Below are 19,489 nucleotides of genomic sequence, written 5' to 3'. Positions count from 1 at the left end.
GAATTAATAAAACCATAACAATATGGATAAAATAGCTTTTTTCCTCCCTGCTCGAAAGGGTAGTGAACGTGTGAAAAATAAAAATACCCGTTCGTTTGCAGGCATTGAGGGTGGTTTGGTCGAAAATAAAATTAGGCAATTGCTTAGTACTAAACATGTGGATGAAATTATTCTTTCTACCAATGATGAAGTTTGTATGGAAGTGGCGCAGAAATTTACTTTAGATAGTCGCCTTCGCATAGTTGCCCGTCCTGACAATCTCTGCCTTAGTTCAACCAATTTACAAGATTTAATATGCTATGTGCCTACTATTACTGATGCTGATCACATTCTTTGGGGGCATGTCACTACTCCTTTGGCTGGTGCAAACGAATATGATAAAGGTATTGAACTTTATTTATCCAAACTTCATGAAGGTTATGATTCATTGGTTGGGGTAACTGAATTGAAGAATTTTCTATTGAATCGTGAGGGTAAACTTATTAATAATACTACGAACATTCCTTGGCCTAGAACGCAAGATTTGGAACCTTTATATGAAATTAATCATACCATGTTTCTGGCAAAACGAGAGGTGTATATAGAGCAGAAAAATCGTATTGGTGTGAATCCTATGCTACATGTGATGGATGAGATTCACTCCTTTGATATTGATTGGGAGGATGATTTTACTATTGCTGAAGTAATGTATAAAAATCTGTATCGATGAAGAAGGTAGTGACTTTTGGTGAAATTATGCTTCGTTTAGGAGCTCCTGATTATCTTAGGTTAACACAATGTCATCAGTTGGATATGACTTATGCGGGTGCTGAAGCGAATGTGGCGGTCTCATTGTCGAATTATGGCATAGCAGTGGATTATATTACCAGATTACCCGATAATCCTATTGCCGATAAATGTATTATGGAACTCCTCTCTCATCGTGTGGGTATAGATCATGTGATTCGTGGTGGTGAACGTATCGGAATTCTGTATCTAGAAACTGGATCAAATGCTCGTCCTTCACGCATATTTTACGATAGAGCAAATTCTTCTTTGGCTACTATTGAACTAGGAGTTATTGATTGGAAAGAAATTTTTAAAGATGCATGTTGGTTTCATTGGACAGGTATTACTCCTGCTTTGTCTGAAAATGCGGCTAAAGTATGTTTGGAAGCTATACAGGCTGCTAATGAAATGAATATTACAGTATCTTGTGATATTAATTACCGGGCTAACCTTTGGCATTATGGTAAAACTGCAGCTCAAATTATGACACGGTTAGTTGAAGGATGTGATGTTATTATTGGCAACGAAGAGGATTGTGAGAAGGTTTTTGGTATTAAACCTGAAAATTTTGATGCAGGCAAAACCAATGGCAAGGTGAATCAATCTGCTTTTGAATCAGTGTGTCATCAAATGATGAACAGGTTCACTCGTTGTAAAATAATGGCTGTAACACTTCGCGGTGCAATAAATGCAAATCATAATACTTGGCGTGGAATTCTTTGTGATGCAGGTACATTCTATCATTCTAAAATTTACGATATTACAGATGTTGTGGATAGAGTAGGGGGTGGTGATTCCTTTATGGGTGCTTTGATTTATGGTTTGCTAACTTATACTGACAATAAGCAGAAAGCACTTGATTTTGCTGTGGCTGCTTCATGTTTAAAGCATACCATTAAAGGAGATTATAATATAGTTACTAAACAAGAAGTTGAGAACTTGATGGATGGGGATGGTTCTGGACGTGTAAAAAGATAATTAGAATGGATTTTTGGTCTTTAATGATTATAAAGGATGATTGGATAATTTCCTTTGCTGAAGGGTTGCGCAATTTGAAAAGCAAAGTGAGTCCTGCTTTAAGTAAGGTAAGAAAACAAATGCAGGCATTGCCTTTGGAAGGTGAGGGCAAAGATATCTATGTGATATTGAATGCTCCTTCTTTGAATACTCAAGATTTGAGTATGTTGAAAGGTAAATGTACTATGTTTGTAAATCGTGGTTTTATGCATCCACTATATGAAGAATTACAGCCGACCTACCATGTTTTTGTTGATCCGAAAATGCTCAATGGAGTATGGCCGGTTTCATGGTTAGGTGAAATATTGAAAAAGAGTCCAAATACAAAAATATTAATGCCTTTATTGTGGAGCCAAAAGGAAATGTTTGAACCTTATAGAGCGCATATTATTTGGATAACTTGGAGGCTGCCATTTTACAATTTGGGCGTTTCTGGTGAGTGTTTTTCATTTGCTATCCAGCAGAAATATTCTCATATTTATTTCACAGGTTTTGATGCTACGGGTATTGGCCATGAGATGGTGAAAACTGCGGATAGTCATTTCTATGGTAACGATAAAGAGTTGGAAAATAAAACAACTACTCAATTTGTGATTGATTTGATGATGCATTCTCGCCATCTCCATGATTTGAATCGATTGTCTAATTATTGTAAAAAGCGTGGGATAAAGGTTATCAATATTACAAACGGTGGATTGTTGGATATGTTTCCACGTGAGTCGGTCTTACCTGTTTTTGAAAGCAAATAATGACACAATATCAAAGTGATAAAATTAAGATAATCTCTTTTCTCTCGATTATCTTGGTGCTCTATATTCATTCTTCTTTTCATGATTATCCTCATGAAATACAAGGTATGCTGTTCAATCATTATCTGCAGGTAACTATATCGCAATGTTTGGGGCAGTGTGCAGTTCCTATGTTCTTTGCTATCTCGGGTTATCTGTTTTTTCTTGGTGTAAAAGGGGTAGATGATGTATGGAAAAAAATGAATAAACGAGTATGGACAATCTTAATGCCTTTTCTTATTGCTGCATGGTTCTTGCCATTGTTTTATATCGTTATAGAAAATATACCTGTTGCTGCTATTTTTATGAATGGTGGAGGTTTTACAGAACAATTCACTTGGAAGAATTGGGCGAATATAGTAGAAGCTGTATATATTGAGGCCCCATATTCACCTAGCCCATGGGGATTTCATCTCTGGTTTATGCAGGATTTGATTATTATAATAATTATAAGTCCTTTGCTTTTCTATCTTCGTAAAGCTTTATTTCTTAATAAGTTAGCAGGAGTGATGATTTTGCTTTTTGTTAGTGCGTTATCTTTATCATTTATTCCTTTGCGTAGCATTTGCTGGTTTATGTTAGGTGATTTATGTTTATCAAAAGAAGGCAAATCTTTGAATTTTAAAATGGATATTGGGGTAATTGTATTCTTATTTGTCATTCTTTGTATTTGTCAAGCTAGCTTTGTAATATCAAATAGTGTTTTTACAATTTTAACTACTGCCTGTGGATTAGTTGCTCTGTGGAAGTGCTATGACCTTGTTGTCTCTTCTTCGTTCATATTGAAAGAGCACAAGTGGCTATTATTGGCTTGTAACTATACGTTTTTTATTTATCTATATCATGAACCTACCTTGAATATTGTTAGAAAACTGTTGGTTGTTCCGTTTGGACATAATTGTTTGAGCTTTGCTATTTCTTATCTACTATCACCTTGGATATTTACAATTATATGGGTCGGGGTAGGTGTATGCCTTAAGCGAATGATTCCTAAAGTCTATGGAATCTGTGTCGGTGGGAGGTAATATGTTTTGTTAGTTAATATTATATTTTCATGAAAATAATTCATTATATTCCCAGCTTAGATCGGGCATCGGGGGGGACAGCTGCTTATATGCAATTACTTGCTAAGGAGTTAGGAAAACTTGTGGAACTTCATGTGGTGAGTCATACCAGTAACAATCCTATGAAAATGGAAAACTGTGAGGTGCACAATGTGGCATCCATGTGCCATCCTTTAGAAATGAATCGTCAATGGACATTTTTGCTGCACGAGATACAACCTGATGTAGTGCATGTGAATTGCTGTTGGATACCGGCTTGTGCTTTCATACAAAAGTGGGTGCAGGATCTAGGATATAAAGTGGTACTTACTCCGCATGGAATGTTGGAACCGTGGATTATGAAGCGACATTATTGGACTCGTAAGTTACCGGCATTGTGGTTTTATCAAAAGGCGGCAGTGATGAGGGCGGATGTATTGCACGCTACTGCAGAGAGCGAGAAGGAGAATTTACTGAAGTTGGGCTATAACGATAGGATTAAGATCATTGCTAACGGTATTGATGTGGAGGATATAGAGATGAAGTCATCATGGAAGCGGAATAAGGAGATTCTTTTCTTGAGTCGTGTACATGTGAAGAAGGGGATTAACTTTCTTCTTGAGGCAGTTGCTCAATTGAGGGAACAGATAGAGGGGTACGTGATACGTATTGCTGGTGAAGGAGATGCTAGCTACATTGATGAGTTAAAGCAATTAACAGAACGTCTTGGTATATCGAAACTAGTCATCTTTGAAGGTGGTGTATATGGCAAGCGTAAATGGGAACTATTCCGTCAAGCGGATCTTTTTATATTACCTACACACAGCGAGAATTTTGGTATTGTGGTGGCAGAGGCATTGGCTAGTGGTACACCTGTGATAACAACAACGGGCACACCATGGAGTGAGTTAGAAAGTCGGCGGTGTGGCTGGTGGACGAAAGTAGGTACAGAGGCAACCGTACAAGCACTTCGTAACTTTTTATCGCTTACTGAAAATGAGTTGGAGATGATGGGATGTAATGGTCGTAAACTGGTAGAGGAGAAGTATTCGGTACGTAAGGTGGCAGAGGAATTTGTGGAAATGTATAAATCAATTTTATGAAAAAGGATTTGATGGAATTTAAAACTCCATATTCTAAGAGGAATAAATTTCGCAGATTGGTATGGAGTATGGTTTGGACTTGTCTTGCCCGTCCGTTTCCTCGCTCTATGGCAATGGGATGGAAACGTATGTTGCTTCGTGCATTTGGCGCAAAGATCGCATCTACAGCGATGGTGTATGCCACCGCCCACGTGTTTCAGCCGTGGCTGTTAATAATGGATGATTATGCTTGCTTGGCAGAGGGGGTAGATTGCTACAATACAGTATTGGTACGTATTGGACGTAATGCTACAGTTAGTCAACGGGCTTTCCTTTGCACGGCAGGGCACGATATTACCGACCCGCATCATCATCAAACAGATGCTCCGATAGTGATTGGGGATAGAGCTTGGGTGTGTGCCGAAGTTTTCGTTGGTCAAGGAGCAACGGTAGGGGAAGGGGCTGTATGCGCGGCCCGCGCAGTAGTGATTAAAGATGTAGAACCATGGACTATGGTGGGAGGAAATCCTGCCAAATTTATTAAAAAGAGAAAAATTAAGTGACTTTAATTGTAAATTATTACAACCAAATAGGGGGGGTAAAAACAGGGGCGTTATTCTCTTGAAATTCTTAGCCGCCTTATTGATTACCTATTCCCACATGGGGCTGTTGTTTCCTCAATATGGTGGGTTAGTGACGGGGGGGGCCATAGGTGATGGCTTGTTCTTTTTTTGTTCCGGTTTTACATTGTTTTTAGGAAGAACTGATAATTTTCCTAATTGGTACAAACGTAGAATAAATCGTATTTATCCTACTATAATTATGTGGGCTTTGCTCTCTAGTCTCTTTTTTGATTGGAACTGGTATGTTGAGGAATTAATTATTCCTCCTCGTTATTGGTTTGTTCCTTGCATCATGGTTTATTATGTTATCTTTTATATAATACGGACTTTTTTTATGAATCATCTAAAGTGGGTTTTTACGATTTTCTTTGTTGTCATAGCCTTGAGTAGTATTTGGCTGTTGGACTATACAAAATCTGTTATGTATGCGGATGTTTCTTTTATGAGGGTTTATTATTTCCTTTTTATGTTGCTAGGGGCTATGACAGCTATTAGTAAAAGGAAAGAACGTACTCCTCTGCGTGCAGGAGTATATACCATAATTTCGGTAGGGCTATATTATGTATGTATGGGAAGTTACAAATTGGATTCTACGTTATGCAGGTTTCAACTGATATCATTAATGCCACTATTATCTACTATCTACTGGTTGTTTGTGTTCTGTGATGCGGCGAAAGTAGCTCGTATATTTGATAAATCATGGATGGGTAGACCTGTCTATTTTATTTCAACTTTGACGCTTGAAGTATATATGGTGCAATACGCACTATTTACTGATAGGTTTAATGACATTTTTCCTTGGAATATACTCCTTACTTATATTGTAATATTTCTAATAGCATATTTTCTAAAATGCTCTTCCAATTTGTTTTCCTTGCTTTTTAAGGAAGATCGAATAACATGGGAGAAAGTATGCCAAGTGTAATCATCCAGTTTTATGAATAATTCTATTGCTGCCATCATTCTTACTAAGAATGAGGCAAAACATATTGTGCGTTGCATAGAGTCATTACAAGATGTGTGTGATGAAGTGATTGTAGTGGATTCTTTGAGTACGGATAATACGTGTGAACTAGCTGAAAGTATGGGTGCACGGGTTTATAAGAATCCATGGAAAAACTATGCCACGCAGTTTAATTATGGGGTGTATGAATGTGATATTCAGTCGGAATGGATTTGGCGCATTGATGCTGACGAGTTCTTAGAAGGTAACTTAGGTGATTCCATGAAGAGAACATTGGCGCAGTGTGATGTGGATGTAAATGGTGTTTATGTGCGCAAACGTATAGACTTCATGGGGCGTCCGTTATTACATGGAGGATGGTATCCATCATATCACTTAAAGGTGTTTCGTAAGGGACATGGTGACTGTGAAAATCGATGGATGGATGAGCATATCCGCCTCTTTGATGGTAAAGCGATTACTGTGAATGAAGGTAATCAGGTGGATGCCAATCTTAATAATTTGACTTGGTGGACGGAAAAGCATAACGGGTATGCAACTCGTGAAATGGCTGATATGCTGATGATGGAGTATGCTATGGATGCTAAAGCACAGGAAGTAGTTCCTAAACTTTTTGGGATGGAGGAGCAACGCAAACGTTGGCTAAAAATAAAATACATTAAGTCACCTCTTTTCATACGACCTTTTGTCAACTTTACTATCCGTTATATTTTGAAAGGCGGGTTTCTTGATGGAAAAGAAGGTTTCATTTGGCACATCTTACAAGGTTTTTGGTACAGAATGCTGGTAGATGCAAAGGTGTATGAATTGAAGAAGCAATGTGGGTGGAATGAAGAAATGATAAAGACATATTTGAAAGAGAAATTCCTATGATCTTTTAATATGTGTAGGGTCTTTGATGTATAATAAAATTTTATGAAAGTATCTATAATAACGTCGTGCTTTAATCGTGCGGCGACGATTCGTGATGCCATAGAGAGCGTATTGGCACAGGACTATAATGACATAGAGTTTATTGTTGTAGATGGGGCGAGTACGGATGGTTCGTTAGAGATTATTAGAGAATATGAAGGTCGTATCTCAACTATTATCTCGGAGCCTGATCATGGAATGTATGAAGCCATTAATAAGGGAATTCGTGTGGCTACAGGTGATGTAATCGGATTACTACATTCGGATGATTTCTTCTATGATAATGGGGTCATAAGCCGCATTGTGGAACACATGAAGACTACTCGAGCAGATTTTCTGTATGGTGATGGACTTTTTGTGAATCCTGATAATACAGACAAGGTAGTACGTAACTGGATTGGCGGTGATTATCGTTTATGGAAGGTACGTCATGGCTGGCTTCCATTACATCCTACTTGTTATATTCGCCGCGAGGTAATGATGAGACTAGGTCTTTATAACGAAAGTTATAAGATTGCTGCGGATAGTGAACTGTTGGTGCGTTATCTGATGACGGGCGGACTTTCTGTTACTTATTTGAAAGAGTATGTTGTACGTATGCGCATGGGAGGGCTTTCTACCGATAGTGCTAAGCGTAAGAAAATGTGGGGAGAAGACATTAGAGTGTACTCCTCTCACGGTCTATGGCCTACTCTGACTAAATTAGAGAAGATGGCATGGAAAGTACCACAGTTTGTGTTGGCATTATTGAAAGGATAATGGTAATTAAATGAGATTGATCGTTGATTTGTGTTGATCAACTAGCCACTTTCTAAAAATAAACTTCTGAAGATTATTAGCCTATAATATAACGAAATATGTAGGTCCCTAACTTCATGCTACACACATGAATCCCCTACATTCTGCAGGTTGGGAAAAATACAGCGGTATATTCCTGATCTGTCCCCTCATATTGGCAAAATGCTGATATGTATTCTAAATATATCAACTGTCTGTGAAGATCGTTGATATATTGTTTTTTTAATACCATGCTTATTGATTAAAGATAATATTCAGATTTCTAGTTTTGTATAATAGAAAGAATTAGAATATTTTTTATTGATTATCTATTGTGTTTTTGAAAGAAAATGCATTTCTTTGTAATATAGATAAAAGCAATTTATTATGTTGACTACTGTAGAATACTTATCTTTGCTTCGTGAGTATATGCGCAAGAATGCTGCTAAATATGGTATTTCTCGCATGGGGATATTTGGCTCCGTTGCTCGTGGTGAACAACATGAGGGTAGTGATGTCGATATTTGTGTTGAAATTGATAGACCTTCTATCTTTACTTTAGTTCATATTAAAGAAGAATTGGAAAAACTATTGAAATGCCCTGTTGATCTGGTTCGGTTGCGAAATAATATGGATGAATTATTGAGAGGGTGTATCAATAAAGATGGAATTTATGTGTAAAAGTCAGATAATAGAATCATTGCTAAAGAAAATTTTCCAAACGGTGGAAAGGATATTAGCGAACTCGGAAACTATTACTTCCCCTTCTTTTTATTTATTGACTCCATCCGGAATGGAAAGACTAGAGAGTACTTGTATGTTATTAATAGCCATCGGTGAAGGAGTGAAAGGTGTTGATAAATTAACAGATAAAAAGTTATTATCTTTCTATCCAGAGATGGATTGGAAAGGTGTAATGGGAATGAGGGATATAATCGCACATCATTATTTTGATTTAGATGCTGAAGTTGTTTATGACGTGATAAAACATGATTTGCCGAAGTTAAAAGATGTGTTGCAACAAATCATAGACGATTTGAAAATATCCAATCAAGCGATTGACTAAATGGTTTTTATCTCAAATTTCTAAAATACGCCCGTATCTTCCGCATAATCTTGATTCCCATCACTACGCCATCAAATACAGCCATACCGGTATTGAACGAACGCATGAGTGCATCCGCCTTGTTGGTTGCCGGAGCAAGCGGGGCGAATATTTCGCGTGTAGTAGCTGTCATGGCCTTTTTTTGAGCATGGATTTCATTTAAAAGCTTCTTTTTACGTTCGGCAATCTCTTCTAATGTAAATTTCTGCGGGGTCTGCGCATTCATAATTTATTTATTTGAATCAGTTAAAAATAAATTAGCGAGGAAGTTCACCATCGGAGAAATGATGAGCTGCTTGCGGAAAATAATAACCAGGGCGATGAGAACAACATTGATGCCTGCTATGATGGCGAAACTCGACATCAGACCGCCCACTAAAGGCTCCAATATATAAGCAAGAGCAAAAAGCAGATAAAACAGGGCAACCATGCCAAGGATAATAAGTACTAATATCATAATTAACGTGGAAAAAAGTATGGTTAACTTCTCCGTCAATTCTAATTTGGTATATTCTTTTTGAAGCTCCAGATATTTCTTGAACTCGAAAAACAACTGCTGAAAATTCTCAATACTTTTATCGTCTGCAAACATGGTCGCTCTGTTTTTAGTCTTTGGTTACTCACTTATTCTGCTATTTCTCCCTTCATCTCGGCAGCGATCTCGTCAACGAGAGTTTCCATTTCACTGCGATTAAGCTTGATTCCTTTTTTACGAAGAATCTCTGCGATTTTATGACGGGTATCTTCTCCCTTTTCAGGAGCAAATAAAATACCAAGGGCTGCACCTACGGCTGCACCACCCAGAAAAGCTGCTAAAACATTCAATCCTTTCATAATGTATAATGTTTAAAATGATTATGATACAACAAATATAACATTTTTATGGAAAGGTTGTTCGTGAAAACTGAAATTTTTTGCTACGTTTTATAATTCTTTTTTTCTTTTATGGTTTAATCTTATTTAACTGACTTTCGTAGCTAACCTTTGAAGGTTAAGGCGTACTTTTGTTTTCGAATATTGTAAATCAAAACATAATGGAAGCTAAGATTGTTTTTATAACTGGCGCCAGTAGCGGAATTGGTGAGGGTTGTGCCCGTAAATTTGCGAGGGAGGGATGGAATCTGATTCTGAATGCCCGTACCGTATCGAAACTGGAAGAACTGAAAGCTGAACTGGAAGGGGCGTATGGTGTCCGGGTTTATATATTGCCTTTTGATGTGCGCGACCGGAAATTGGCTGCCGCCTCTTTGGAATCATTACCCGAAGAATGGAAGGCGATTGATGTGTTGGTGAACAACGCCGGACTGGTGATCGGTGTGGATAAGGAATTCGAGGGTAGCCTGGATGAATGGGATATCATGATCGATACGAATATAAGGGGACTGTTGGCTATGACGCGTTTGGTGGTGCCCGGTATGGTGGAACGCGGACGCGGACATATTATTAATATAGGATCTATTGCGGGGGATGCCGCTTATCCGGGCGGAAGTGTGTATTGCGCAACGAAAGCTGCCGTGAAGGCTCTTTCGGACGGACTCCGGATTGATCTGGTGGATACTCCATTGAGAGTGACGAATGTCAAACCGGGAATGGTGGAGACAAACTTTACAGTGGTGCGTTATCGGGGAGATAAGGAAGCTGCCGATAATTTTTATAAAGGGATTCGTCCGTTGACGGGAGATGACATTGCAGAAACGGTTTATTTTGCCGCGTCGGCTCCTGCACATATTCAGATTGCGGAGGTACTTTTGATGCCTACTTATCAGGCAACAGGCACTATTTCGTATAAGAAGAAGCCGGAATAGACGTTTTTTTGACGGATTTCTTTGCCGGATGATAAAATTTCTATTATTTTGTTGCCCGAAACTAAATATAATAGACGAGAATATTGAATTATTAATTAAAACAGAGTATAGGATTATGAAAAAATTAGTCGTATTAGGAATGGGAGTATGCTTGGTGCTAGCATTTGCATCTTGTAAATCCAGCGAAAGTGCCTATAAGAAAGCTTACGAAAAAGCAAAACAGCAAGAATTGGCAGAACCGCAGGTGGAAGCTCCGGTAGAGGTTACTCCGGTGGTTGCAGCTCCTGTGACAACTACTAAAGTGGCAGATACATCCGGCGTTCGTCAGGAAAAGGTTACAGTGGTTTCCGGTAACGAAGGATTGAAAGATTATAGCGTTGTAGCAGGTAGCTTTGGTGTGAAAGCGAATGCTGAAGGCCTGAAAGATTGGTTGGACGGACAGGGATATCACTCTACGATTGCATTTAATGCTGATAAGGCAATGTATCGTGTGATTGTGAACTCTTTTGCTGACAAGACTGCTGCTGCTGAAGCTCGCGATGCATTCAAGGCTAAATACCCGAACCGTTCGGATTTCCAGGGTGCTTGGTTGCTGTATCGTGTATATTGATTTCTTTTTGGTAATATATATTGGAAAGAACGAACGTTTTTTTCCGAATAAGAAGGCGGTAACTGGGAAGTTACTGCTTTTTTATTGAAAATGAGTGGCTTTTTCGTTTAGATATTTTTATCTTTCTACTAAAAGAAGTTATAAATCATAGTGGGGAAACTTTTATAGCAAAGAAAGTTTTTACTTTTGTCAACTCTTAATTTGGAGGATGTTTTGCCTGAATGTGAATAGGGCATTAATTTAGAGATTGAATGGAACAAAAATATGTAATGGCTGCTATCGACGCGGCTCTAAAAGCAGGTGGAAAGATTCTTTCTATTTATAATGATCCGGCATCGGACTTTGAAATAGAGAGGAAAGCTGACAACTCTCCGCTAACTATAGCAGACAGAAAAGCGCATGAAGCGATTGTGGCTATTCTGAACGATACTCCTTTTCCTGTTCTTAGTGAAGAAGGGAAGCATTTAGGGTATGAGATCCGTCGAGGATGGGATACTTTATGGATTGTAGATCCGCTGGATGGAACGAAGGAGTTTATTAAGCGCAATGGAGAATTTACGGTAAATATCGCTTTGGTGCAGAACTCTGTACCTGTATTCGGTGTTATTTATGTGCCTGTTAAAAAAGAACTTTATTTCGGGATCGAAGGTGTAGGGGCTTATAAATGTTCCGGTATTGTCAGTTTGGAAGATGACGGCGTGGCATTGGAACAACTGATTGGGAAGTCGGAACAGATACCTTTGAAAGAGGTGCACGATCATCTGATCGTGGTTGCTTCCCGTTCGCACCTGTCGCCTGAAACGGAATCATATATTGCAGATTTGAAGAAGAAACACGGCAGTGTGGAGTTGATTTCGAGCGGAAGTTCAATTAAAATCTGTCTGGTTGCTGAAGGTAAGGCTGATGTATATCCGCGTTTCGCTCCGACGATGGAGTGGGATACGGCTGCCGGGCATGCGATAGCCCGTGCTGCAGGGATGGAAGTATATCAGGCTGGAAAGGAAGAACCTCTACGATATAATAAGGAGGATTTATTGAATCCGTGGTTTATCGTTGAGCCAAAAAGAGAACACTAAATAATGTTTATATGACATTTGAAATTGTATTTGTACTATTATCCCTATTAGGAATGGTAGCGGCTTTGATAGCAGATAAGATGCGTCCGGGCATGATACTTTTTTCGGTAGTGGTTTTGTTTCTGTGTGCCGGCATTCTGACTCCTAAGGAGATGTTGGAAGGGTTTAGTAATAAAGGGATGATTACCGTTGCTCTGCTGTTTCTGGTGAGTGAGGGTATTCGTCAGTCGGGCACATTGGGACAAGTGATTAAGAAGTTGCTTCCGCAAGGAAAGACGACAGTATTTAAGGCACAGTTGCGTATATTACCTTCGGTGGCATTTATTTCTGCCTTTCTGAATAATACGCCTGTTGTGGTTATTTTTGCCCCGATTATCAAGCATTGGGCTAAGTCGGTGAATCTTCCGGCTACGAAGTTTCTGATTCCTCTTTCTTATGTGACTATTTTAGGAGGTATCTGTACCTTGATCGGTACTTCTACCAATCTGGTGGTGCACGGTATGATATTGGAGGCCGGATTTGAAGGCTTTTCTATGTTCGAGCTCGGAAAGGTGGGTATTTTTATAGCTATTGCCGGAATCATTTATATATTTCTTTTCTCCAAACGTCTTTTGCCGGATGCACGTCCGGATACGGCTGTGCCGGATGAAGAAGTAGAAGAAGGGGAGAAGTTGCATCGGGTAGAGGCTGTTTTGGGTGCCCGTTTTCCCGGTATCAATAAAAAACTGAAGGATTTTAATTTCCAGCGTCATTACGGTGCGGAGGTAAAAGAGATTAAAACACGTAACGGACAACGTTTTGTGTCGAATCTGGAGGAAGTGGTACTTCACGAAGGGGATACATTGGTGGTGATGGCGGATGATACGTTTATTCCGACATGGGGGGAATCTTCTGTGTTTGTCTTGTTGACGAATGGGAATGAGCCGGATACTACCGGGAAGAAGAAGCGTTGGTTTGCTTTGTTGTTGCTGGTGCTGATGATTGTGGGTGCAACGGTAGGGGAGCTTCCGGTAACGAAGGAGATGTTTCCGGATATCAAGTTGGATATGTTTTTCTTTGTGTCTATTACTACTATTATTATGGCATGGACGAATCTGTTCCCTGCCCGTAAATATACTAAATATATTTCGTGGGATATTCTGATTACGATTGCCTGTGCCTTTGCTATCAGTAAGGCGATGGTGAACTCCGGCGTGGCGGATAGCGTTGCGAAGTTTATTATCGGATTGAGTGATGATTACGGCCCGCATGTGTTGCTTGCAATGGTATTTATTATCACGAACTTGTTTACGGAATTGATTACTAACAATGCGGCAGCGGCTTTGGCGTTTCCTTTGGCACTGTCAATCTCTGCCCAATTAGGAGTGAGCCCTACGCCTTTCTTTGTGGTGATCTGTATGGCTGCATCTGCCAGCTTCTCGACACCGATCGGTTATCAGACAAATTTGATTGTGCAAGGTATCGGTAACTATAAGTTTACGGATTTTGTACGTATCGGGTTGCCGCTTAATATTATCACTTTCTTAATCTCTATTATTCTGATCCCGTTGATCTGGAACTTTTAAATAAAATTGTAAATGGAAGAAAAGAACCATATATATCCGATATTTGACCGCATGATGACGCGGCAGGACAAAGAAGAGCTTTTGGGGCAACACAGTGTGATGATCTGGTTTACCGGATTGAGTGGTTCCGGAAAGAGCACGATTGCCATCGCATTGGAACGTGAACTTCATAAGCGTGGATTGCTTTGCCGTATCCTGGATGGGGATAATATCCGTAGTGGAATTAATAATAACCTGGGATTCTCCGAAACGGACCGGATGGAAAATATCCGTCGCATAGCGGAAGTGTCGAAGTTGTTTCTGGATAGTGGTATCATTACGATTGCTGCATTTATCAGCCCTAATAATGATATTCGCGAAATGGCTGCAAACATTATTGGTAAGGATGATTTTCTGGAGGTTTTCGTTAGTACTCCGCTGGAGGAATGTGAGAAACGTGATGTGAAAGGATTGTATGCGAAGGCACGGAAAGGGGAAATTCAGAATTTTACAGGAATTTCCGCACCTTTCGAGGTTCCCGAACATCCGGCTTTGTCACTGGATACTTCCAAATTGACTTTGGAGGAGTCGGTGAACCGTTTGTTGGAGCTTGTTTTGCCAAAAGTGAAGTGTATAAAATGAAATAAATATGGAAGAATATAAATTAAGCCACTTGAAGGAGCTCGAAGCCGAGTCTATTCATATCATCCGCGAGGTGGCGGCGGAATTTGAGAATCCGGTGATGCTTTACAGTATCGGAAAGGATTCCTCGGTGATGGTACGCTTGGCTGAAAAAGCGTTTTATCCGGGTAAAGTGCCATTCCCGTTGATGCATATCGATTCGAAATGGAAGTTCAAGGAGATGATTCAGTTTCGTGATGAATATGCGAAGAAGTACGGATGGAATCTGATTGTTGAAAGTAATATGGAGGCTTTTCATGCAGGGGTAGGACCTTTTACGCATGGAAGCAAGGTGCATACGGACTTGATGAAGACGCAGGCTTTGCTTCATGCGTTGGATAAGTATAAGTTTGATGCTGCATTTGGTGGTGCCCGTCGTGACGAGGAGAAGTCACGTGCGAAGGAACGTATTTTCTCTTTCCGGGATAAGTTTCACCAATGGGACCCGAAGAATCAGCGTCCTGAATTGTGGGATATTTATAATGCCCGCGTGCATAAGGGGGAAAGTATTCGTGTATTCCCGATTAGCAACTGGACTGAATTGGATATTTGGCAGTATATTCGCTTGGAGAATATTCCGATCGTTCCGTTATATTATGCTAAGGAGCGTCCGGTAATTAATTTGGATGGCAATATTATTATGGCGGATGATGACCGTTTGCCTGAAAAGTACCGTGACCAGATTGAAATGAAGATGGTTCGTTTTCGTACGTTGGGCTGCTGGCCTCTGACAGGGGCAGTGGAAAGTGGAGCTGCTACGATTGAAGAGATTGTGGAGGAAATGATGACTACGACGAAGAGTGAACGTACTACCCGTGTGATTGACTTTGACCAGGAGGGTAGTATGGAACAAAAGAAGCGTGAGGGATACTTTTAATTGTAACTAGTTATGGCAGATAATAAATTAGATATAAAAGCTTTTCTGGACAAGGATGAACAGAAAGACTTGTTGAGACTGTTGACTGCGGGTTCGGTAGATGATGGAAAATCAACGTTGATCGGACGCTTGTTGTTTGACAGTAAGAAACTGTATGAGGATCAGTTGGATGCACTGGAGCGTGATAGTAAACGTGTGGGGAATGCGGGCGAGCATATTGACTATGCGTTATTGCTCGATGGATTGAAGGCTGAACGTGAACAGGGTATTACGATTGACGTGGCTTATCGCTATTTCTCAACGAATGGTCGTAAGTTTATCATCGCGGATACTCCGGGACACGAACAGTATACCCGTAATATGATTACCGGGGGATCTACGGCTAACTTGGCTATTATCTTGGTGGATGCTCGTACCGGAGTGATTACCCAGACTCGTCGCCATACTTTCCTGGTGTCTTTGCTAGGAATCAAGCATGTGGTGTTGGCTGTCAACAAGATGGACCTGGTGGGTTTCTCGGAAGAGCGTTTTAACGAGATTGTGGCTGACTATAAGAAGTTTGTTGCTCCATTAGGTATTCCTGACGTCAACTGTATTCCACTTTCTGCATTGGATGGGGATAATGTGGTGGATAAGTCTGAACGTACTCCGTGGTACAAGGGGATTTCTTTGCTCGATTTCCTTGAAACGGTTCATATTGATAATGACCATAATTTTACGGATTTCCGTTTCCCGGTTCAGTATGTGCTTCGTCCGAATCTGGATTTCAGAGGATTCTGTGGTAAAGTTGCATCCGGTATCGTTCGCAAAGGGGATACGGTGATGGCGCTTCCTTCCGGAAAAACATCTAAGGTGAAGAGTATCGTGACTTATGACGGGGAATTGGATTATGCTTTCCCACCGCAGTCTGTGACCTTGACATTGGAGGATGAGATCGATGTGTCGCGCGGCGAAATGTTGGTGCATCCTGACAATCTGCCAACGGTGGATCGTAACTTTGATGCTATGATGGTCTGGATGGATGAAGAACCGATGGATGTAAATAAGTCGTTCTTTATTAAGCAGACTACCAATTTGAGTCGTACGCGTATTGATACGATAAAGTATAAGGTGGACGTGAATACGATGGAGCATCTGTCTCTGGAGAATGGTCAGCTGACTAAAGAGACGTTGCCTTTGCAGTTGAATCAGATTGCCCGTGTGGTGCTGACTACGGCTAAGGAATTGTTCTTTGATCCTTATAAGAAGAATAAATCTTGTGGCTCATTTATCCTGATTGACCCGATCACTAATAATACTTCGGCAGTAGGTATGATTATCGACCGCGTGGAAATGAAAGATATGAGTGACACGGAGGATATTCCGGTATTGGATATGGCAAAACTGGGAATTGCTCCGGAACATTATGAAGCGGTAGAGAAAGCTGTGAAGGAACTGGAACGTCAGGGCCTTGCAGTGCGACTAATAAAATAGATTGTTCAACAATAAATTGAAAACTGAAAATGACAGCATTCTGTCGTCTTTAATTTTTAATTCTTAATTTCTAATTAATAAAGTGGGATTACTCGAATTTAATAAACTTCCGATTAATACATTGGTAGGTGCCGACTGGAAGACATTCAAGGCTATCACCGCCGGGCGTGAAATTGACGCAGCCTACAAAGGTAAATACCGATTGACGAAGGCTGTGTGCCGATTGCTTTCTCCACTGGCGTCATTACAAGACAGGCGTTACGAGAAGTTGCTGGCTAATCAGCCATTGGAGCATGATCCGGTGTTCATTTTGGGACACTGGCGGAGTGGAACTACATTTGTACATAATGTGTTCTCTTGTGACAAGCATTTTGGGTATAACACTACTTATCAGACTGTATTTCCTCATCTGATGATGTGGGGACAGCCTTTCTTCAAAAAGAATATGAGTTGGCTGATGCCGGATAAACGTCCGACGGATAATATGGAACTGGCAGTGGATCTTCCCCAGGAAGAGGAGTTTGCTTTGTCGAACATGATGCCTTATACATATTATAATTTCTGGTTCCTGCCGAAATATCAGCAGGAGTATGCCGATAAGTATCTTTTGTTTGATGATATAACGGATGCCGAATTGAAGGTGTTTGAAGAGGTGTTCACGAAGTTGATTAAGATTTCTTTGTGGAATACCCAGGGAACTCAATTCCTTAGCAAGAATCCTCCGCATACCGGAAGGGTGAAGGAACTGGTGAAGATGTTCCCGAATGCTAAGTTTATCTACCTGATGCGTAATCCGTATACCGTATTCGAATCTACACGCAGTTTCTTTACAAATACGATTCAACCGTTGAAGTTGCAGGATGTCAGCAATGAACAATTAGAGGAAAATGTCCTTTCTATCTATGCAAAACTTTATCATAAGTATGAATCGGATAAGAAATTTATTCCGGAAGGTAACTTGATGGAAGTGAAATTTGAAGATTTCGAAGCGGATGCGATGGGAATGACGGAGAATATTTATCAGTCTCTTTCTATCCCTGGATTTACCGAAGCACGTACTGATATAGAAAAATATGTGGGCGGAAAGAAGGGATATAAGAAGAATAAGTATAAATATGACGACCGTACGATTCGTTTGGTAGAAGAGAACTGGGATTTTGCTTTGAAACAATGGGATTATAATTTATAAGAAGAAAAAGAAAGGAAAAGTATTGATGATTCAGAAAAGCGTTCATCGCCTGTTGATGACAGGTTTCGTTGCATTTATTTCTTCCTTGTCTTTGATGGCGCAACATAAAGTTGAAATGCTTCCTTTTGGGGACATGGATCAATGGGTGGACCGTCAGATAAAGGAATCGAGCATTATCGGTGGGAATACAAAGAATGTATATGCGATAGGGCCGACGACGGTAATTAAGGGAGATCAGGTTTATAAGAATATGGGCGGATCGCCTTGGGCTACTTCAAATGTGATGGCGAAAGTTGCTGGTATTACGAAAACTAATACTTCGGTATTCCCGGAGAAGCGGGGAGATGGATATTGCGCCCGTTTGGATACGCGCATGGAGAGTGTGAAAGTGTTGGGACTGGTTAATATTACGGTGTTGGCGGCTGGCTCTGTCTTTACCGGTTCGGTGCATGAACCGATTAAGGGTACTAAAAATCCACAGAAAATGTTGCAGACCGGTATTCCGTTTACCAAAAAGCCGGTGGCTCTTCAGTTTGACTATAAAGTGAAGATGTCCGACCGGGAGAATCGTATTCGCGCTACCGGTTTCAGTAAGATTACGGATGTTCCCGGAAAAGATTATCCGGCAGCTATTCTGCTTCTGCAAAAACGTTGGGAAGATGCCAATGGAAATGTGTATGCAAAACGGATAGGGACTATGGTGACTTATTACTATCATTCTACAGACTGGAAAAATAATGCGACCTATGAAATTATGTACGGTGACATCACGAATCGTCCGGAATATAAGTCGCACATGATGCGTTTGCAGGCGACTGAAAGTTATACGGTGAACAGTAAGGGTGAAAGCGTGCCTATTCATGAAGTGGTCTGGGGAGATGAAAATGATGTTCCGACTCATATGTGTCTTCAGTTCACGTCCAGTCATGGAGGAGCCTATATCGGTTCTCCGGGAAATACACTGTGGATTGACAATGTAAAACTGGTATATTAACTAAAGTATATAGACAAAGAATAGAAATAGTCAGTGATCTAATTTCATCACTGACTATTTTTTTTTGTTTTAATTCTTCCACAACAAACCCCTTCAGATGCCTTCTGAAGTTATATTACACTTTTATCGCTCTATAAAATTCTATGAATGAATGAAAATTT

General features: G+C 40.1%; 23 protein-coding genes. 20 read left to right on the top strand and 3 right to left on the bottom strand.

Annotated elements, in window-relative coordinates:
- Positions 1-22 precede the first annotated feature (22 nt).
- The 11 genes from N5O98_RS07340 (at position 23) to N5O98_RS07290 (ending at position 9,040) form a co-directional block, all read left to right on the top strand.
- Positions 23-709: an acylneuraminate cytidylyltransferase family protein gene (locus N5O98_RS07340; protein WP_004309144.1), complete on the top strand. Its 687-nt coding sequence runs from the start codon at positions 23-25 to the stop codon at positions 707-709.
- On the top strand, positions 706-1,746 hold the full coding sequence (locus tag N5O98_RS07335; protein ID WP_004309143.1) for a sugar kinase: 1,041 nt from the start codon (positions 706-708) through the stop codon (positions 1,744-1,746). The genes N5O98_RS07340 and N5O98_RS07335 overlap by 4 nt, the downstream gene beginning before the upstream one ends.
- Before the next feature lie 5 nt (positions 1,747-1,751).
- On the top strand, positions 1,752-2,534 hold the full coding sequence (locus N5O98_RS07330) for a hypothetical protein (RefSeq protein ID WP_004309142.1): 783 nt from the start codon (positions 1,752-1,754) through the stop codon (positions 2,532-2,534).
- Entirely contained in the window at positions 2,534-3,598 is a 1,065-nt protein-coding gene (locus N5O98_RS07325) for an acyltransferase family protein (protein WP_118161131.1), read from the top strand. Before N5O98_RS07330 ends, N5O98_RS07325 begins: the two co-directional genes overlap by 1 nt.
- Positions 3,599-3,627: 29 nt before the next feature.
- Positions 3,628-4,719 (top strand): glycosyltransferase, encoded by a 1,092-nt coding sequence (locus N5O98_RS07320; protein ID WP_032856161.1) that lies wholly within the window; start codon positions 3,628-3,630, stop codon positions 4,717-4,719.
- An 11-nt stretch (positions 4,720-4,730) separates the two neighbouring features.
- Complete coding sequence (locus N5O98_RS07315; RefSeq protein WP_022199700.1) at positions 4,731-5,261, top strand: putative colanic acid biosynthesis acetyltransferase; 531 nt, start codon at positions 4,731-4,733, stop codon at positions 5,259-5,261.
- A 58-nt stretch (positions 5,262-5,319) separates the two neighbouring features.
- Positions 5,320-6,246 (top strand): acyltransferase family protein, encoded by a 927-nt coding sequence (locus tag N5O98_RS07310; protein ID WP_074910956.1) that lies wholly within the window; start codon positions 5,320-5,322, stop codon positions 6,244-6,246.
- 12 nt (positions 6,247-6,258) lie between these two features.
- Complete coding sequence (locus N5O98_RS07305) at positions 6,259-7,158, top strand: glycosyltransferase family 2 protein (RefSeq protein WP_004311441.1); 900 nt, start codon at positions 6,259-6,261, stop codon at positions 7,156-7,158.
- Between the two features lie 42 nt (positions 7,159-7,200).
- Positions 7,201-7,956 (top strand): glycosyltransferase family 2 protein, encoded by a 756-nt coding sequence (locus tag N5O98_RS07300; protein ID WP_004311442.1) that lies wholly within the window; start codon positions 7,201-7,203, stop codon positions 7,954-7,956.
- A 405-nt stretch (positions 7,957-8,361) separates the two neighbouring features.
- Positions 8,362-8,655 (top strand): nucleotidyltransferase family protein, encoded by a 294-nt coding sequence (locus N5O98_RS07295; RefSeq protein WP_004311443.1) that lies wholly within the window; start codon positions 8,362-8,364, stop codon positions 8,653-8,655.
- Positions 8,648-9,040 carry a HepT-like ribonuclease domain-containing protein gene (locus N5O98_RS07290; protein ID WP_195664306.1) on the top strand — a complete coding sequence of 131 codons (393 nt, stop codon included), beginning with the start codon at positions 8,648-8,650 and terminating at the stop codon, positions 9,038-9,040. Before N5O98_RS07295 ends, N5O98_RS07290 begins: the two co-directional genes overlap by 8 nt.
- A gap of 7 nt (positions 9,041-9,047) precedes the next feature.
- Here N5O98_RS07290 and N5O98_RS07285 read toward each other — a convergent pair whose 3' ends face one another.
- The 3 genes from N5O98_RS07285 to N5O98_RS07275 are packed head-to-tail and all read right to left on the bottom strand — an operon-like array spanning position 9,048 to position 9,913.
- Entirely contained in the window at positions 9,048-9,305 is a 258-nt protein-coding gene (locus N5O98_RS07285) for a hypothetical protein (protein ID WP_004297510.1), read from the bottom strand.
- A 3-nt stretch (positions 9,306-9,308) separates the two neighbouring features.
- Positions 9,309-9,671 (bottom strand): phage holin family protein, encoded by a 363-nt coding sequence (locus N5O98_RS07280; RefSeq protein WP_004297511.1) that lies wholly within the window; start codon positions 9,669-9,671, stop codon positions 9,309-9,311.
- Positions 9,672-9,703: 32 nt separating this feature from the next.
- The gene (locus N5O98_RS07275; RefSeq protein ID WP_004297513.1) at positions 9,704-9,913 is read right to left on the bottom strand and encodes a YtxH domain-containing protein; all 210 of its coding nucleotides are present in this window, start codon (positions 9,911-9,913) and stop codon (positions 9,704-9,706) included.
- A gap of 200 nt (positions 9,914-10,113) precedes the next feature.
- On the opposite strand from N5O98_RS07275, the gene N5O98_RS07270 reads away from it, so the two are divergent.
- The 9 genes from N5O98_RS07270 (at position 10,114) to N5O98_RS07230 (ending at position 19,328) form a co-directional block, all read left to right on the top strand.
- Positions 10,114-10,884, top strand: a complete 771-nt coding sequence (locus N5O98_RS07270) for an SDR family oxidoreductase (RefSeq protein WP_004307255.1) — start codon at positions 10,114-10,116, stop codon at positions 10,882-10,884.
- 115 nt (positions 10,885-10,999) lie between these two features.
- Entirely contained in the window at positions 11,000-11,494 is a 495-nt protein-coding gene (locus tag N5O98_RS07265) for an SPOR domain-containing protein (protein WP_004311445.1), read from the top strand.
- A gap of 251 nt (positions 11,495-11,745) precedes the next feature.
- Positions 11,746-12,570 (top strand): 3'(2'),5'-bisphosphate nucleotidase CysQ, encoded by an 825-nt coding sequence (cysQ, locus tag N5O98_RS07260; protein ID WP_008644080.1) that lies wholly within the window; start codon positions 11,746-11,748, stop codon positions 12,568-12,570.
- An 11-nt stretch (positions 12,571-12,581) separates the two neighbouring features.
- Positions 12,582-14,135, top strand: a complete 1,554-nt coding sequence (locus N5O98_RS07255) for an SLC13 family permease (RefSeq protein ID WP_004311447.1) — start codon at positions 12,582-12,584, stop codon at positions 14,133-14,135.
- A 12-nt stretch (positions 14,136-14,147) separates the two neighbouring features.
- Positions 14,148-14,756 (top strand): adenylyl-sulfate kinase, encoded by a 609-nt coding sequence (gene cysC, locus N5O98_RS07250; RefSeq protein ID WP_022199533.1) that lies wholly within the window; start codon positions 14,148-14,150, stop codon positions 14,754-14,756.
- A gap of 7 nt (positions 14,757-14,763) precedes the next feature.
- Positions 14,764-15,672, top strand: coding sequence for a sulfate adenylyltransferase subunit CysD (cysD, locus tag N5O98_RS07245; RefSeq protein ID WP_004297523.1), 909 nt, complete (start codon positions 14,764-14,766; stop codon positions 15,670-15,672).
- A gap of 12 nt (positions 15,673-15,684) precedes the next feature.
- Positions 15,685-17,145: a sulfate adenylyltransferase subunit CysN gene (gene cysN, locus N5O98_RS07240; protein WP_004307251.1), complete on the top strand. Its 1,461-nt coding sequence runs from the start codon at positions 15,685-15,687 to the stop codon at positions 17,143-17,145.
- Positions 17,146-17,227: 82 nt separating this feature from the next.
- Positions 17,228-18,334, top strand: coding sequence for a sulfotransferase family protein (locus tag N5O98_RS07235; protein WP_004311448.1), 1,107 nt, complete (start codon positions 17,228-17,230; stop codon positions 18,332-18,334).
- A 25-nt stretch (positions 18,335-18,359) separates the two neighbouring features.
- Positions 18,360-19,328 carry a PCMD domain-containing protein gene (locus N5O98_RS07230; RefSeq protein WP_022199531.1) on the top strand — a complete coding sequence of 323 codons (969 nt, stop codon included), beginning with the start codon at positions 18,360-18,362 and terminating at the stop codon, positions 19,326-19,328.
- Positions 19,329-19,489: the final 161 nt, after the last annotated feature.

This window comes from Bacteroides sp. LFL-34, assembly GCF_027257075.1.
Classification (GTDB): Bacteria; Bacteroidota; Bacteroidia; order Bacteroidales; family Bacteroidaceae; genus Bacteroides; species Bacteroides ovatus.
This window is presented reverse-complemented; position numbering and strand designations above follow the sequence as displayed.